The 14,766-nt window shown below is 72.2% G+C and carries 16 protein-coding genes; 11 read left to right on the top strand and 5 right to left on the bottom strand.

The genetic code is table 11. The features are described 5' to 3' along the window. Positions 1-77 precede the first annotated feature (77 nt). Together ACWGE1_RS25700 and ACWGE1_RS25695 are read right to left on the bottom strand one after the other, a co-directional pair. Entirely contained in the window at positions 78-710 is a 633-nt protein-coding gene (locus tag ACWGE1_RS25700) for a MarR family winged helix-turn-helix transcriptional regulator (RefSeq protein ID WP_453422848.1), read from the bottom strand. Continuing rightward, positions 703-1,332 (bottom strand): DJ-1/PfpI family protein, encoded by a 630-nt coding sequence (locus ACWGE1_RS25695; RefSeq protein WP_453422847.1) that lies wholly within the window; start codon positions 1,330-1,332, stop codon positions 703-705. The genes ACWGE1_RS25700 and ACWGE1_RS25695 overlap by 8 nt, the downstream gene beginning before the upstream one ends. 179 nt (positions 1,333-1,511) lie before the next feature. On the opposite strand from ACWGE1_RS25695, the gene ACWGE1_RS25690 reads away from it, so the two are divergent. The 3 genes from ACWGE1_RS25690 (at position 1,512) to ACWGE1_RS25680 (ending at position 4,447) form a co-directional block, all read left to right on the top strand. Beyond that, positions 1,512-2,873 carry an aminotransferase class III-fold pyridoxal phosphate-dependent enzyme gene (locus tag ACWGE1_RS25690; RefSeq protein ID WP_453422846.1) on the top strand — a complete coding sequence of 454 codons (1,362 nt, stop codon included), beginning with the start codon at positions 1,512-1,514 and terminating at the stop codon, positions 2,871-2,873. A 159-nt stretch (positions 2,874-3,032) separates the two neighbouring features. Further along, positions 3,033-3,698, top strand: coding sequence for a GntR family transcriptional regulator (locus ACWGE1_RS25685; protein ID WP_453422845.1), 666 nt, complete (start codon positions 3,033-3,035; stop codon positions 3,696-3,698). 98 nt (positions 3,699-3,796) lie between these two features. Continuing rightward, positions 3,797-4,447, top strand: coding sequence for a hypothetical protein (locus ACWGE1_RS25680; RefSeq protein WP_453422844.1), 651 nt, complete (start codon positions 3,797-3,799; stop codon positions 4,445-4,447). 51 nt (positions 4,448-4,498) lie between these two features. On the opposite strand, the gene ACWGE1_RS25675 is transcribed toward ACWGE1_RS25680, so the two are convergent. Next, complete coding sequence (locus ACWGE1_RS25675) at positions 4,499-5,245, bottom strand: SLATT domain-containing protein (protein WP_453422843.1); 747 nt, start codon at positions 5,243-5,245, stop codon at positions 4,499-4,501. A 270-nt stretch (positions 5,246-5,515) separates the two neighbouring features. On the opposite strand from ACWGE1_RS25675, the gene ACWGE1_RS25670 reads away from it, so the two are divergent. The 7 genes from ACWGE1_RS25670 (at position 5,516) to ACWGE1_RS25640 (ending at position 11,589) form a co-directional block, all read left to right on the top strand. Then, entirely contained in the window at positions 5,516-5,860 is a 345-nt protein-coding gene (locus ACWGE1_RS25670) for a YbaB/EbfC family nucleoid-associated protein (protein ID WP_401191467.1), read from the top strand. Positions 5,861-5,896: 36 nt separating this feature from the next. Next, positions 5,897-6,496: a recombination mediator RecR gene (gene recR, locus ACWGE1_RS25665; protein ID WP_030010802.1), complete on the top strand. Its 600-nt coding sequence runs from the start codon at positions 5,897-5,899 to the stop codon at positions 6,494-6,496. Next, a complete protein-coding gene (locus ACWGE1_RS25660) occupies positions 6,489-7,136 on the top strand; it encodes a DUF5063 domain-containing protein (RefSeq protein ID WP_453422842.1) in 648 nt (215 codons plus the stop codon). Before recR ends, ACWGE1_RS25660 begins: the two co-directional genes overlap by 8 nt. A gap of 120 nt (positions 7,137-7,256) precedes the next feature. After that, positions 7,257-8,531, top strand: coding sequence for an aspartate kinase (locus ACWGE1_RS25655; protein ID WP_215143311.1), 1,275 nt, complete (start codon positions 7,257-7,259; stop codon positions 8,529-8,531). Continuing rightward, on the top strand, positions 8,528-9,601 hold the full coding sequence (locus tag ACWGE1_RS25650; protein ID WP_453422841.1) for an aspartate-semialdehyde dehydrogenase: 1,074 nt from the start codon (positions 8,528-8,530) through the stop codon (positions 9,599-9,601). Before ACWGE1_RS25655 ends, ACWGE1_RS25650 begins: the two co-directional genes overlap by 4 nt. Positions 9,602-9,814: 213 nt before the next feature. Beyond that, complete coding sequence (locus ACWGE1_RS25645) at positions 9,815-10,507, top strand: SigE family RNA polymerase sigma factor (protein ID WP_453422861.1); 693 nt, start codon at positions 9,815-9,817, stop codon at positions 10,505-10,507. Continuing rightward, positions 10,504-11,589, top strand: a complete 1,086-nt coding sequence (locus tag ACWGE1_RS25640; protein ID WP_453422840.1) for a hypothetical protein — start codon at positions 10,504-10,506, stop codon at positions 11,587-11,589. Before ACWGE1_RS25645 ends, ACWGE1_RS25640 begins: the two co-directional genes overlap by 4 nt. Positions 11,590-11,652: 63 nt before the next feature. On the opposite strand, the gene ACWGE1_RS25635 is transcribed toward ACWGE1_RS25640, so the two are convergent. Next, positions 11,653-12,423 (bottom strand): SURF1 family protein, encoded by a 771-nt coding sequence (locus ACWGE1_RS25635; RefSeq protein ID WP_453422839.1) that lies wholly within the window; start codon positions 12,421-12,423, stop codon positions 11,653-11,655. Between the two features lie 97 nt (positions 12,424-12,520). Next, entirely contained in the window at positions 12,521-14,326 is a 1,806-nt protein-coding gene (locus ACWGE1_RS25630; protein WP_453422838.1) for a prolyl oligopeptidase family serine peptidase, read from the bottom strand. 98 nt (positions 14,327-14,424) lie between these two features. Between ACWGE1_RS25630 and ACWGE1_RS25625 the strand changes: the two genes are divergently transcribed. Further along, positions 14,425-14,592 (top strand): hypothetical protein, encoded by a 168-nt coding sequence (locus tag ACWGE1_RS25625; protein ID WP_453422837.1) that lies wholly within the window; start codon positions 14,425-14,427, stop codon positions 14,590-14,592. Positions 14,593-14,766: the final 174 nt, after the last annotated feature.

The raw sequence follows: 14,766 nt of genomic DNA, 5'->3' as shown, positions 1-14,766 counted from the left end.
CTGTAGCGGCCAGGGCGAGCTTACTCAAACACCGGTTCGGGGCGCGGAGGGCGCCCGGGTCCGCATCTCACCCCCGGCTAGGGGGTGTCAGGCGCGGCGGGCCCGGGAATGCCGGCGGGCGGTGCGGCCGGAACGGCCGCCGCCGAAGCCGCCGAAGCCGCCGAAGCCGCCGAAGCCGCCGAAGCCGCCGAAGCCGCCGAAGCCGCCGAAGCCGCCGACCCGGCCGGCGCCGAGGTCTCCAGCGCGTCCAGTGCCGTGGCCAGGCGTTCCAGGACGCGGACCGTCTCCGCGAAGGCTGCGTCGCCCAGTTCCGTCGCGAGGCGGGCCGCCAGGGCCGCGTGACCCGGGGCGATCCGGTCCACCGCTTCGAGCCCCTCCTGCGTGGGCCGCAGCAGCTTCGCCCGGCGGTGGGCGGGGTTCGGGGCGTATTCGGCCAGGCCCTTGGCCACGAGCAGGTCCGCGATGCGCTGGACGCTCTGCCGGGTGATGCCCATGCTCCGGGCGATGCCCGCGACCGGCAGCGGCTCCCGCAGCACCGCGCCCAGTACCTGCCACCAGGCGGCCGTCAGCCCGGCCGGCTTGGCCAGCTCTTCCGAGATGGCGAGGAACTGGCCGTTCAGCCGGAACACCCCGAGCGCGGTGCGGCTCAGCAGGTCCTGCCGGGTCCGGTCGGCCCCGAGGGGCAGCGGTTCGTGCGTCGTCTCAGGCATCGCCCGCCGCCGATGCAGCCATCAGGACCGGGTAAGCGGCCGGGTCCGAGTCGTGGAAGAGCCCGTACCAGGCGTCCAGGACGTCCGGCTTGTAGACGTCCAGCCGGGCGAAGACCTCGCGGGCGAAGGCCACGGGCTCCGTCGGCCCCGCCGTGATCAGGTCGCCGTCGGTCACCGCGTCGGCCTCCACGTAAGTCGAGGCGCCCCCGTAGCCCGGCTGCTCCGCCAGGTAGAAGGAGGCGGCGCTGGTGTGGGTCCGGCCGTCCAGCAGTCCTTCGCGGGCGAGGCCGGCGGTGGCTCCGCAGATCGCCGCGACCGGCACCCCGGCGGCCAGGAACTCCCGCGCCTTCGCCGCGAACGGGGTCAGCTCGTCGCCGGTGTCCCACAGGGACGCGCCCGTGAGGATCAGCAGGGAGGAGTCCTCCGGCCGCAGGTCGGCCAGGGCCAGATCGGGCTGGATGCGTACGCCGCCCATGGTGGTGACCGTCTGTGCGGCGTCGGGGCCGACCGTGCGCACGACGTGGCCGCGCTGGGTGAGGTGCGCGGTGGTGTGGCCGGTTTCCCAGTCGGCGTAGGTGTCGTAGACCGCGAGGTGGACGGGCTTGCGCGGGGTCTCGCTCATGGTGCTTCGCCTCCAGCGTGGGCTGTTGCTCTATGACAATAGACTGTCATAACGACAGGATGCTGTCAATCTCACGGAGGACTTCACGCCCCCTCGCAGACAGACTGCCGAGAGCGGCCCCCCACCCCCATACAGTCCGCCGATATCCCGCCCCACCTGCGCACTTCTAGCGTGACGCCATGACCCCTCATGTCACCTCGCACACCCTTGCCGCAGTGAAGGACGCAGATCGGAAGCACGTCTTCCACTCCTGGTCCGCCCAGGCCCTGATCGACCCCCTCGCCGTCGCCGGGGCCGAGGGGTCGTACTTCTGGGACTACGAAGGCAAGCGGTTCCTCGACTTCTCCTCCCAGCTGGTCAACACCAACATCGGCCACCAGCACCCCAAGGTCGTCGCCGCGATCCAGGAGCAGGCCGCCCGGCTCTGCACCCTCGCGCCCGGTTTCGCCGTCGACGTCCGCTCCGAGGCCGCACGCCTCATCGCCGAGCGGACCCCGGGCGACCTGGACAAGATCTTCTTCACCAACGGCGGCGCCGAGGCCGTCGAGAACGCCGTCCGCATGGCCCGTCTGCACACGGGCCGCGCCAAGGTGCTCTCCACCTACCGCTCCTACCACGGGGCCACCGCCGCCGCGATCAACCTGACCGGCGACCCGCGCCGCTGGCCCTCCGACACGGCCGCCGCCGGCGTCGTGCACTTCTGGGGCCCCTACCTCTACCGCTCCGCCTTCCACGCCACCACCGAGGCCGAGGAGTGCGCCCGCGCCCTCGCCCACCTCGCCGACACCATCGCCTTCGAGGGGCCGCAGACCATCGCGGCGATCATCCTGGAGAGCGTGCCCGGCACCGCCGGCATCATGACCCCGCCTCCCGGCTACCTCGCGGGAGTGCGCGAGCTCTGCGACCGCCACGGCATCGTCTTCGTCCTGGACGAGGTCATGTCCGGCTTCGGCCGCACCGGCAAGTGGTTCGCCGCCGACCACTGGAGCGTCACCCCCGACCTGATCACCTTCGCCAAGGGTGTGAACAGCGGATACGTGCCGCTCGGCGGCGTGGCCATCTCGGCCGCCATCGCCGAGACCTTCGCCACCCGTCCCTACCCGGGCGGACTGACGTATTCCGGCCACCCCCTGGCCTGCGCCGCCGCCGTCGCGACGATCAACACCATGGAGGAGGAGGGCATCGTCGAGCACGCCGCCCACCTCGGCGAGAACGTGATCGGCCCGGCGCTCGCCGAGATCGCCGAGCGCCACCCCTCGGTCGGTGAGGTCCGCGGGCTCGGTGCCTTCTGGGCCGTGGAACTCGTACGGGACAAGGAGACGCGCGAGCCGCTCGTCCCGTACAACGCGGCGGGCGCGGACAACGCGCCGATGGCCGAATTCGCGGCGGCCTGCAAGGCGTCCGGCCTGTGGCCCTTCGTCAACATGAACCGGACCCACGTGGTCCCCCCGTGCAACGTCACGGAGGCGGAGGCGAAGGAGGGCCTGGCCCTGCTGGACGAGGCGCTGACGGTCGCCGACCGCCACACCACGGCCGGCTGAACCGGGCGCCGGGCACCGGGCCGGTCCGGGAACGGGCCGGCCCGGGCCCGCGCATCCGCGCGGCGGCGCCGATTGTGAAAATCCGCGACCGACCGACCGGTTTCGGCCGCGCTGTCTGGCCTATGGTGTCCGAAGCTCTACGACAGGAGACGGACCCCTATGCCAGGCAGCGGCGCTGTCACCCGCAACACACTTCGCCAGCAGATCGCGGACGCGCTGCGTGACGAGGTGCTCGCGGGACGCCTGCCTCCGGGGACCGAGTTCACCGTCAAGCAGATCGCCGAGCAGTACGAGGTCTCCGCGACCCCGGTGCGCGAGGCACTCGTGGACCTCTCGGCCCAGGGACTGCTCGAACTGGTCCAGCACCGCGGCTTCCGCGTGCGGATCTTCTCCGTCGACGACTTCCGGGGAATGATCGAAGCCCGCTCGCTGGTCGTGGACGGGATCTTCCGCCGCCTCGCCGAGCGCGGCACCGCCCCCGGCGCCGGCGAGCTGCTGGTCTCGGTGCGCCGCCGGGGCGAGGAGGCGCGGCGGGCCGCGCAGAGCGGTTCGCTCGAAGTCCTGATCGGCTACGACCTGCGCTTCTGGCGGGAGCTGAGCGGGCTGGTCGCCAACACCTACATCTCCGAGTTCCTGCACCGCATCCGCGTGCAGTGCTGGGTCTTCGCCGTCCCCCACCTCCAGCGCGAGCCGCAGCTGCGGGCGGCACTGTGGGACGGGCACAGCGAGCTGGTGGACGCGGTCACGCTCGCCGACGCCGACGCGGTGCGCGCCCTCGTGCACGGCTACAACGAGCACGCGCTGGCCTGGGCCGCCCGTCTCTGAGGCCCCGGCGGGAGCCCGAGGTTCTGCGCACCCCTTCGCGGAGGGTGTCCGGCCCACTACGCTGGCCCGATCGGCGACAACGACTGATCGGAGGCCGAGTGGCCTGTGACCTGTGGCTGGTCCCCCTTGTCGACGTGCTGTGCCACAGCCCCGACAACCCCTTCGCGGAAGAGATCGCCTCGTACGACAAGGCGCTGGGCGCGGCCGGACTGCCGTCCGTGCCCGTGTTCGCGTACATGCCCGGCCTGAGCGGGGACGTCGCCCCGGTCGCCGGCTTCGACTACGACGCCCTGCATTTCCTGAGGCGGGCGTACCTGCTCCAGATCTGCGGGCTGCCGGTGACCCCGGTGGACGAGCTGGGCGGGGACTACGAGCAGCTGCTGGAGATGTTCGAGCCCACGGCCCAGCAGTCGCACCTCGTGTGGCACTACGACCATGCCGGGGCGTACGTCCCGGTGGACTTCCCGGCTCCGCTGGCGAACGAGGAGCTGCTGGCCGGGGGCGGGCCGCTGGGGTCCGCGCAGGGCCTGCTGCGGGAGCTGTTGTTCGTGGCCCCCGCCATCGGGATAGACCCGGGGAATCCGCCCGCTGCGCCCGCGCCGCCGGGGCGGCCGACGCAGCTGGAGGAGCCTGCGGGTCCGATCCCGTACGACGACAGCCCCTTCGCCCGGGAGCGGCACGTGTGGCTGGGACTGCACGCGGCCGCGACGCGGAGCCTCGGCCAGGGATCGATGATCATCTTCAGCTGAGACCGCGGCCTGCGGACGGTGCCGGGTCCGCCGTGCGGAACCGGCCCCGTCTCAGCGCGGCTGCTCCGGCGGCCGCTGCCGGGGCATGTTCGGCCGGGTGCCCGGCGGAAGCGGGAAGCGGGCCGGCGGAATGTTCGCGTCGGCGCGCGCCCCGGAGGCCCCCAGCGACTGCATCACCAGCGGCGCGGGCCCGGCCCGGAACTCCACCATCCAGTCCGCCGTCTCCGAGCGCACCAGCTCCGTGATGTCCTCGGAGAAGCGGCGCAGCACGGTCAGGCACCGCTCGGCGGCCTCGCTGGCCGTGCCCTCGGTGGGTCCGAGCACCTCGCGCACGTTCTCCGAGGCCCAGTCGAACTGGAGGGTCTGGAGCCGGCGCTGCACCGCCTGGGCCGTGGCCACGTCGCGCATCCACCCGGACGTCAGCCCGAAGAACCGGTCGCAGGCCAGCGCGGCCGCGCCCAGCAGCAGCGCGAGGTAGCCGTAGGTGGAGGCGCCCGGGATCGAGCCCGTCAGCTCCAGCAGCGGCATCGAGGCGCCCGTGACGGCGCCCACGGCGGCCCCGGCGCGCAGCACGCGCGCACCGCGCCGCTTCCACGCCCGGTCGGACAGGTACCACTCGGCGGTGCGCAGTGCGTCGGCCTCGACCCGCCGGTAGAGCTCGTCGAGCCGCTCGGCGGGCTCGCCCCAGTCCCCGAGGGGGAACGGCCGGCCGGTCAGATCGCCCGCCGCCATCGGTCCGCCGCCTTCCTCCCGGGGATCCCGGGGTGGCCCCTCGGGCTGCATCTCCGGCTGGCTCACCCGGCACTCCCTCTGCCTGCGCTGACGTGTGGTGGTGCGCGTGTGCGCAATGATGCGCATGCTCTTCCTACCTTCGAATGACGGGTGATGGGCGACGATTCCCGGGATTTCCGCCCGCAAGGAGGTCTCCATCAGGTACGCGCACGCCCCGACTCTCACTCGAAAGAGTTGGTCCTCACGGCGTAGGGCGCGGCGCCCGGGGAGCACGTAGGCTCGGATTGACCAAGCGTTCCGAAGGTCTCGACGTACGACGTATGGAGTGAGTGCCCTGTGATTCCCGGTGGTGGCCAGCCCAACATGCAGCAGCTGCTCCAGCAGGCCCAGAAGATGCAGCAGGATCTCGCGGCCGCGCAGGAGGAGCTCGCACAGGCCGAGGTCGAGGGCCAGGCCGGCGGCGGCCTGGTGAGGGCGACCGTCACCGGCTCCGGTGAGCTGCGTGCCCTGGTGATCGACCCGAAGGCCGTGGACCCCGAGGACACGGAGACGCTCGCCGACCTGGTGGTCGCCGCGGTGCAGGCGGCCAACGAGAATGCGCAGGCGCTCCAGCAGCAGAAGCTGGGCCCCCTGGCCCAGGGCCTGGGCGGCGGCAGCGGTATCCCCGGCCTCCCGTTCTAGCCCTCCTCCCCCTACCCGACGAAAGAAGGCAGTCCGTTGTACGAAGGCGTGGTTCAGGACCTGATCGACGAACTGGGCAGGCTGCCCGGCGTCGGGCCCAAGAGCGCGCAGCGGATCGCCTTCCACATCCTGCAGGCCGAGCCCACCGACGTCCGCCGCCTCGCGCACGCGCTGCTGGAGGTCAAGGACAAGGTCCGGTTCTGCGCGGTGTGCGGGAACGTGGCGCAGGAGGAGCGGTGCGGCATCTGCCGTGATCCGCGCCGGGACACCACGGTCATCTGTGTCGTCGAGGAGCCGAAGGACGTCGTCGCGATCGAGCGCACGCGCGAGTTCCGGGGCAAGTACCACGTCCTCGGCGGCGCGATCAGCCCGATCGAGGGCGTCGGCCCGGACGACCTGCGCATCCGCGAGCTGCTGGCGCGGCTGGCGGACGGCGAGGTGACCGAGCTGATCCTGGCCACCGACCCGAACCTGGAGGGCGAGGCGACCGCCACCTACCTCGCCCGCATGATCAAGCCCATGGGCCTGAAGGTCACCCGCCTGGCCAGCGGGCTCCCCGTCGGGGGAGATCTGGAGTATGCGGACGAGGTCACGCTGGGGCGGGCCTTTGAAGGAAGGCGACTTCTCGATGTCTGACGCAACGCTGCACGCCCTCGGCCAGGATCCGGACGACTTCGCCGCCTCGATCGCGGACCAGATCGAGTCGTTCATCGTTGCGGTCACCGAAGTGGCCAAGGGTGAGGACCCGGACAGTGCGGTGCCCTTCCTCCTCCTGGAGGTGTCCCAGCTGCTGCTGGCGGGCGGCCGGCTGGGCGCGTACCAGGACGTGCTGCCGGACGAGCGCTACGAGCCCGATCTCGGCCCGGAGCCGGACGTGGACGACCTGCGCGAGCGTTTCGCGATCATGCTGGAGCCGGTCGACGTCTACTCCGAGGTCTTCGACCCCTACGAGCCGCGCAAGGCCCCGGTCGCCCACCGGATCTCCGACGACCTGGCCGACGTGGTCGCCGACCTGCGGCACGGGCTCATCCACCACCAGTCGGGCCGCATCACGGAGGCGCTGTGGTGGTGGCAGTTCTCGTACTTCACCAACTGGGGTCCGACGGCCTCGGCCACCCTGCGCGCCCTCCAGTCGCTGATCGCCCACGTCCGCCTGGACCAGCCGCTGGCGGCGCTGGACGGCCTGGACACGGACGAGGACCTCGCCGAGGAAGACCTCGCGGAGCAGGCCGGACAGGTGATGGCCGAGGAGCTCGGCGGCCTCGGCCGCAAGTGAGCGCCCGGCCCGGGAACTCATTCTCTGATCTTCTCGTCTCATGATGTGGTACGTGGCGGTCGGATCCCGGTCGCTCGTTAGACTGCACCAGCAATGAGACGGACTGAGCGAGGAGCGCACGTGGGCCTTGTCGTGCAGAAGTACGGAGGCTCCTCCGTAGCCGATGCCGAGGGCATCAAGCGCGTCGCCAAGCGGATCGTGGATGCCAAGAAGAACGGCCACCAGGTGGTCGTCGTGGTTTCCGCGATGGGCGACACGACGGACGAGCTGATCGATCTCGCCGAGCAGGTATCCCCGATGCCTGCCGGGCGTGAATTCGACATGCTGCTGACCGCCGGAGAGCGGATCTCCATGGCCCTGCTGGCCATGGCGATCAAAAACCTGGGCCACGAGGCCCAGTCGTTCACCGGTAGCCAGGCAGGCGTGATCACCGACTCGGTCCACAACAAAGCGCGCATCATCGATGTCACGCCGGGCCGTATCCGCACCGCGCTGGACGAGGGCAACATCGCCATCGTCGCCGGCTTCCAGGGCGTGTCCGCGGACTCCAAGGACATCACCACCCTCGGCCGGGGCGGCTCGGACACCACCGCCGTCGCGCTCGCCGCGGCGCTGGATGCCGAGGTCTGCGAGATCTACACCGACGTCGACGGCGTCTTCACCGCGGACCCCCGCGTCGTGAAGAAGGCGAAGAAGATCGACTGGATCTCCTCCGAGGACATGCTGGAGCTCGCGGCCTCCGGTTCCAAGGTGCTCCTGCACCGCTGCGTCGAGTACGCGCGCCGCTACAACATCCCGATCCACGTCCGCTCGTCCTTCTCCGGACTGCCGGGCACCTGGGTCAGCAACGAGAATCCGCAAGGGGACGCGCAGGTGGAGCACGCCATCATCTCCGGAGTCGCGCACGACGTCTCCGAAGCCAAGATCACGGTCGTCGGTGTCCCGGACAAGCCGGGCGAGGCCGCGGCGATCTTCCGTGCCATCGCGGACGCCGAGATCAACATCGACATGATCGTGCAGAACGTCTCCGCGGCCTCCACGGGCCTCACGGACATCTCCTTCACCCTCCCCAAGACCGAGGGCCACAAGGCCATCGACGCCCTGGAGAAGGCGAAGGGCCAGATCGGCTTCGACTCCCTGCGCTACGACGACCAGATCGGCAAGATCTCCCTGGTCGGCGCGGGCATGAAGACAAACCCCGGGGTCACCGCCTCCTTCTTCCAGGCGCTGTCCGACGCGGGCGTGAACATCGAGCTGATCTCGACCTCGGAGATCCGCATCTCGGTCGTCACCCGCCAGGACGACGTCAACGAGGCCGTCCGCGCCGTGCACACGGCCTTCGGCCTCGACTCCGACAGCGACGAAGCCGTCGTCTACGGAGGCACCGGACGATGACCCGCACCCGGTCCTCCGGCCCGGCACTCGCCGTGGTCGGGGCGACCGGAGCAGTCGGTTCGGTCCTGCTCCAGATGCTGTCCCAGCGGGCGGACGTCTGGGGCGAGATCCGCCTGATCGCCTCCGCGCGCTCGGCCGGCCGCATGCTGGCCGTCCGGGCGCAGGAGTGCGAGGTGATCGCCCTCACCGAGGACGCCTTCGACGGCCTCGGACCGGGCGACATCGCCCTCTTCCTCACCCCGGCCGACATCTCGGCCCGGTGGGCCCCCGTCGTCACCGCGCGCGGCACGGTCGTCATCGACCTGTCCGCCGCCTTCCGGGAGGACCCCGAGGTCCCGCTGGTGGTGCCCGAGGTCAACGGGCACGCCGTACGGATGCGGCCGCGCGGGATCGTCGCAGGCCCGGACTGCGTGACCGCCACCATGATCGCGGCCCTGGGCGCGCTGCACTCCGAGTACTCCCTCTGCGACCTGGTCGTCTCCTCGTACCAGGCCGCGAGCGCCGTCGGCCGGGCCGGCTCCGAGGCGTTGCGCCGCCAGCAGTCGCTGGTCGCCGGGACCTCCCTGGGCGAGCAGCCCGGTGACGTGCGCCGCGCCGTGGGCGAGGACACCGGCCCCTTCGCGGCTCCGCTCGCCCTCAACGTCGTGCCCTGGTCCGGCGAGCTGCGCGCGGACGGCTGGTCCTCGCACGAGCTGGCGGTACGGGGCGAGACGCGCCGGATCCTGCAGCTGGAGCAGCTCCCGGTGTCGGTGACCTGCGTCCAGGTGCCGGTGCTGACCGGGCACTCGCTGACCGTCCGGGCCCGCTTCGAGCGCGAGGTCGAGGCCGCGCACGCCCGGGAGATCCTGGAGGCCGCGCCCGGCGTGGTGCTCGTGGACGACCCCGCGGCCGGAGAGTTCCCCACCCCCGTGGACGCCGCCGGGACGGATCCCGCCTGGGTGGGCCGGGTGCGGGGTTCGCTCGACGATCGTCACGCCCTGGAGTTCTTCGTGTGCGCGGACAATCTCCGCAAGGGTGCTGCCTTGAATGCCACACAGATCGCGGAACTGATCGCGGGTGAATTTGCGTAATTCGCTTTGTAGGATCGGTGCTGATCCCTTGATCAAGGTGATGGCCCGACTGCCGTCTCGATAAAGACGGGGCAATCGGGAAGAGCGGGTACGCATGAGGGCAATAGGGATTGCGTTGGTGAGGCTGCCTCGCGCGTACAACCCTGACGGGGGGACGCGTGTCCAACTGGCGTGGCAGAAGCACTGCTCGAACCAGTCGTCCGGCCGGCGCAGATCGGGATCATCCCGTCGCGCCGGGGTGTCCGCACGCCCGGTGGCGGTTTTCCCGTGATCGTGCCCGTCCCGCCGGCGGGGCCGTCAGAGGCGCCCGTACGGACTGCCGTACCGATCCGGGGCGGCCTCGTGCCCGCACCGCGCGACAGCGCTGAGGCGGACGGGGCAGCCAAGAGCGAGACGGCCGAGGTGGTGGCCGGCACCACCGTCGACCACCTCACCGCGACCTACCAGGCGCACTACCGCTCGCTCCTGGGCCTGGCCGCACTGCTCCTCGACGACACCGCCTCCTGCGAGGACGTGGTCCAGGAGGCCTTCATCCGGGTGCACTCCGCCCGGAACCGGGTCCGCGACCGCGAGAAGACCCTGGCGTACCTGCGCCAGACCGTCGTGAACCTCTCGCGGTCCGCCCTGCGCCGCCGCATCCTCGGCCTCAAGCTGCTCTCGAAGCCGATGCCGGACATGGCGAGCGCCGAAGAGGGCGCCTACGACCAGCTGGAGCGGGACGATCTGATCAAGGCGATGCGCGGACTGCAGCGCCGCCAGCGCGAGGTGCTGGTACTGCGCTACTTCGCGGACATGACGGAGTCCCAGGTCGCAGAGACGCTCGGGATATCGCTCGGCTCGGTCAAGGCGTACGGATCGCGGGGCATTGCCGCGCTGCGGGTGGCGATGGAGGCTGCGCAGTCATGATGGACGACCACACTCCGCCCGGCGGAGCGAGCGGCGAAGAAGAGCTGCGCATCCTCCTGCGCGGGGCCGTCGAGGGCCTGCAGCCCTCCGCGGACGCCCTGGAGCGGCTGCGCGACGCCGTCCCCGCCCGCCGGACCCGCAACCGCCGGGCCGCCCTCGTCGGCGCCGCCGCGGCCGTACTGCTCGCGGGGACCGCGATCCCGACCGCCCTGCACCTGACGGGATCCGAGGGTGCGGCCACCGACCACCCGGCCATGGCCGGGCACGGCGCGGCCGCGGGTGAAAAGCCGGGGGCGCACCCCTCCGACCCCCATCTGAACGGATTCGGCTCCCAGCCGAGGTCGACCCATTCCTTCGGCGACGTCCCGGCCGTGGGCGGTGTCACCGGAGCGCCGAACGCCACGGAGGGCTCCCCGGCGGGCGGTCTGACGGCAGGACCGGCCGGCGCCGGCAGCTCGGCCGGACCCGCCGGAACCGGTGGCCCGGCGGTCGGTCCGGTCCCGTTGCCGCCGGTGGCGGCGCCGGGTGTGCCCGGGTGCGGCGCGGACCAGCTCGGGGTCGTGGGCTCGGCCAGGGCCCCGGAGACCGACGGCAGGGTCTACGGCAGCTTCCGGGTCACCAACGTCTCGGCGAAGGGCTGCTCCGTGGGCGGCCAGGACACCGTGACGGCGGCCCCGGCAACCGGGACCGGAGCCGGCTCGGGCTCCTCGGTCGCCGTGGTCGGCCACACGGCCGGGGATCCGGCGAGCGGGCTGCTGCCCGACCCGTCGGCGGCGTCCGCAGCACTCGTGCTCCCGCCGAACACGGCCTACGAGGTCCGCTTCGCGTGGGTGCCGTCGGGGGAGACCTGTGCGCCGGGGAACCCGGACGCGGGCGGCAAGCCGCCGCAGACCGACCCCGCGGGCACCTCGGCCGGGGCGGGGACCGGCGCGGCCTCCGACCCCCAGACGGGCACGACCCCGGCTCCGGCCGGCGTGGCCGTCTCGCACACCCCGCAGTCGGGCGCCTCGACCACACGGGCGACGATTCCCGAGGTCTGCGGCGGAACGGTGTACCGGACGGGCGCGATCCCGCTGTCCTAGTGTCCAGGTCCGGGGCCGGGTTCGGTTCCGGTTCCGGTTCCGGGTCCGGTTCGCCGGGGTTCGTCAGCTCTGAGCGGCGGCGGGTTCCAGGAGGCCCGCTTCGGCGTCGCGGATGGTCTCCAGCTCGCGCCGGTAGAGCCGGAACCACATGAAGAGCACGAAGGCGATGAAGACGAACCACTCGCCGGTGTAGCCGAGGTTCTGGAAGGCCTTCAGGTCGAGACCGGTGTTGTTCGGCGCCTGTGCGGGCACCGGAACCATCCCGTCCGAAGGGGTCTGCACGGTCAGCCAGGCGTCGTACAGGTCGTAAGGGACGAGGTTCACCAGCGCGGCCGCCCCGATCACCCCGAGCTGCCCGGCCGGCAGCCCGCCCTGGGAGTGGACCCCCTTCGTGCCCGAGTTCTCCGCGGCCTGCAGGGCCCCGGTGACCTCGACCCGGCCGGTCGGCGGAGCCGGCGCCTTCGCGGGATCCGCCACCCCCGGCAGCCAGCCCCGGACCACCGGGACGGCCTTGCCGGAGTCGGTCTTCAGCAGCGTCAGCACGTAGAACCCGGACGCGCCGTCGAGCCGCCGCTCGGGCACCAGCAGCTGATCGCCGTACTCACCCGCCGTGGAGGCGAGCTTTCCGGAGGTCGTCGTGTCGACCGGAAGCAGCGAGTCCAGCGGCGCGGCCACCTGGTCGGCGGGCCGCTCGGCGGTGGCCTCCCGGTGGCTCTCGATGCGGTCCTCGAACCGGCCGAGCTGCCAGGACCCCATGAACAGACAGAAGGGAACGGCGAGCGCGACGAAGACGTTGATCCCCCACCAGCGCGGGGTCAGGAGAAACCGGTGCACCCCACCACCGTACGGGGGGTGCACCGGGCCGCGTCTGTTGGGGCCAGGTTCGCCCCCGGACCGCTCCCGGCCGGCTCGGCCCACTCGCCGGCCGGGGTCAGCGCGGCAGGTGCTTCAGCGCGAACTCCAGCTCCATCCGGACCTGCTTGATCCGCTCCTCCACCACCAGCGAGCCGTGCCCGGCGTCGTACCGGTACACCTCGTGCACCGCCCCGCGCGCGGCGAGCCGGTCCACGTAGTTCTCGATCTGGCGGATCGGGCAGCGGGGGTCGTTCACGCCCGCCGCGATGTGCACCGGCGCCTTCACGGCGTCCACGTACGTCAGCGGCGAGGACGCCTCGAAGCGGTCCGGGACCTCCTCCGGCGTACCGCCGAAGAGCGTGCGGTCCAGGGACTTCAGCGCCTCCATCTCGTCGTGGTAGGCCGTCACGTAGTCCGCCACCGGTACGGCGGCCAGGCCCACGGCCCAGGCACCGGGCTGCGTGCCCAGACCCAGCAGCGTCAGGTAACCGCCCCAGGAGCCGCCCGACAGCACCAGGCGCGCCGGGTCCGCGAGGCCGGAGGAGACCGCCCACTCCCGCACCGCCGCGATGTCCTCCAGCTCGATCAGTCCGACCCGGTGTTTGAGGGCGTCGGTCCACTCGCGGCCGTAGCCCGTCGAACCGCGGTAGTTGACCCGCACCACGGCGAAGCCGTGGTCCAGCCAGGCCGCCGGGGTCGACGCGAAGGCGTCGCTGTCGTGCCAGGTCGGCCCGCCGTGGATCTCGAAGATCGTCGGGAAGGGGCCCTCGCCGTGGCCCGTCGGCCGCTGCGCGAGCGCGTGGATCCGCCCGCCCGGGCCCTCGACCCACACGTCCTCCACGGGCAGCGAGCCGGGCGCCCGGAAACCGGGCGGGTCCAGGACGATCCCGCCCGCGGTGGACCGTACCGCCGAGGGCTCGGCGGCCGAGGACCACAGGTACTCCACCGTCCCGTCGGGGCGCGCGGTGGCCCCCGACACCGATCCCGGCGGCGTGTCGACGCGTACGAGCTCGCGCGCGGCCAGGTCGTAGCGCCACAGCTCGCTGCGCGCCTCGAAGCTGTGCGCGACCAGCAGCGCGCCGCCGTCCGGGTACCACTCGGCGCTGACGTCGCCCGGCAGGTCGATCGCGAGCTCCTGCTCGGCGCCGGTGGCCACGTCCCACACCATCGGCTCCCAGCGGCCGCGCCGCTGGTGGCCGACGAGCAGCCGGGTGTCGCCCGCGACCGGCGCGAAACCGAGCACCTCCAGGCCCAGCTCCTCGGCTCCGCCGCGGGAGTCGTCGAGCTCGGCGACGGTGGTCCCGTCGAGGGTCACCACGCGCAGCGCGGAGTGCATCGCGTCGCCGTGCTCGGTGTGCTCGACCGCCACGAGCGTCCCGTCGCGGGACAGGTCGCCGACGCCGGCCGACTCCCGGTGCCGGTAGATCACGGTGGGCGCGGAGCCGTCCGGCCGGACCACGTGGACGGTCGAGCCGTCCTCGTCGGTGGAGCGCCCGACGACGGCCGTACCGTCACGGCCGATGGCCAGCCCGGCCGGGTACGAGGGCTCCAGGCCGGGGGTGGCCGGTTCGTCGGGGCCGCCCGCGAAGGGCTGGCGCACCCAGGTGCCGAACTCGTCGCCGTCGGTGTCGGAGAACCACCAGATCCACTCGCCGTCGGGGGAGAGGGTGCCGTCGGTGGTGCCGTTGGGGCGGTCGGTGGCCTGCCGCTGCTCGCCGGTGGCGCGGTCCCAGGCGTAGATCTCGAAGGTTCCGGTCGCGTTGGAGACGAAGAGCGAGCGGTCCGGGGCGTCCTCGGCCCAGTCGGGGAGTCCGACGCGCGGCGCCCGGAACCGCTTCTCCCAGTCGGGCATGCCGGGGGTGATCTCACTGTCACTGGTCATGCGCTCCATTGTGGCCGCAGCCGTCCCCGGGATGCCGACCGCTGCGAACGGGCGCAGAGTGGAACGCATCGGCCGTCCCCGTCCGAGGAGGAACGATCATGGCCAAGAAGGCCCACACAGGCCACCACAGCCACCAGGACTCCGAGCGCGCGCTGGCGAAGAACACGGCCGCCGAGGCCCGTGCCAAGGCCGCGGTCAGGGACGTGCAGGGATCCGCCGCCAAGACCCGCGGCATGCAGCAGAGGGCCCAGGCCAAGCGCGGCTAGGCCCGCTCCGCCGAAGGTCTGTCCAGGGGGTGTCCTGCCGATCAGGCCGGGCTCGCGGCGTCCAGCCTGATCGACAGGACACCCCCTAGTAGTGCTTTGTTAGGTGGTGTCGTAGGGCTGCCATGGGGTGGGTTGTCGGCAGGTGGGGCAGGTGCCGGTCCAGGTGGCGATGAG

It is taken from the genome of Streptomyces sp. NPDC054932, from assembly GCF_053610205.1.
This window is presented reverse-complemented; position numbering and strand designations above follow the sequence as displayed.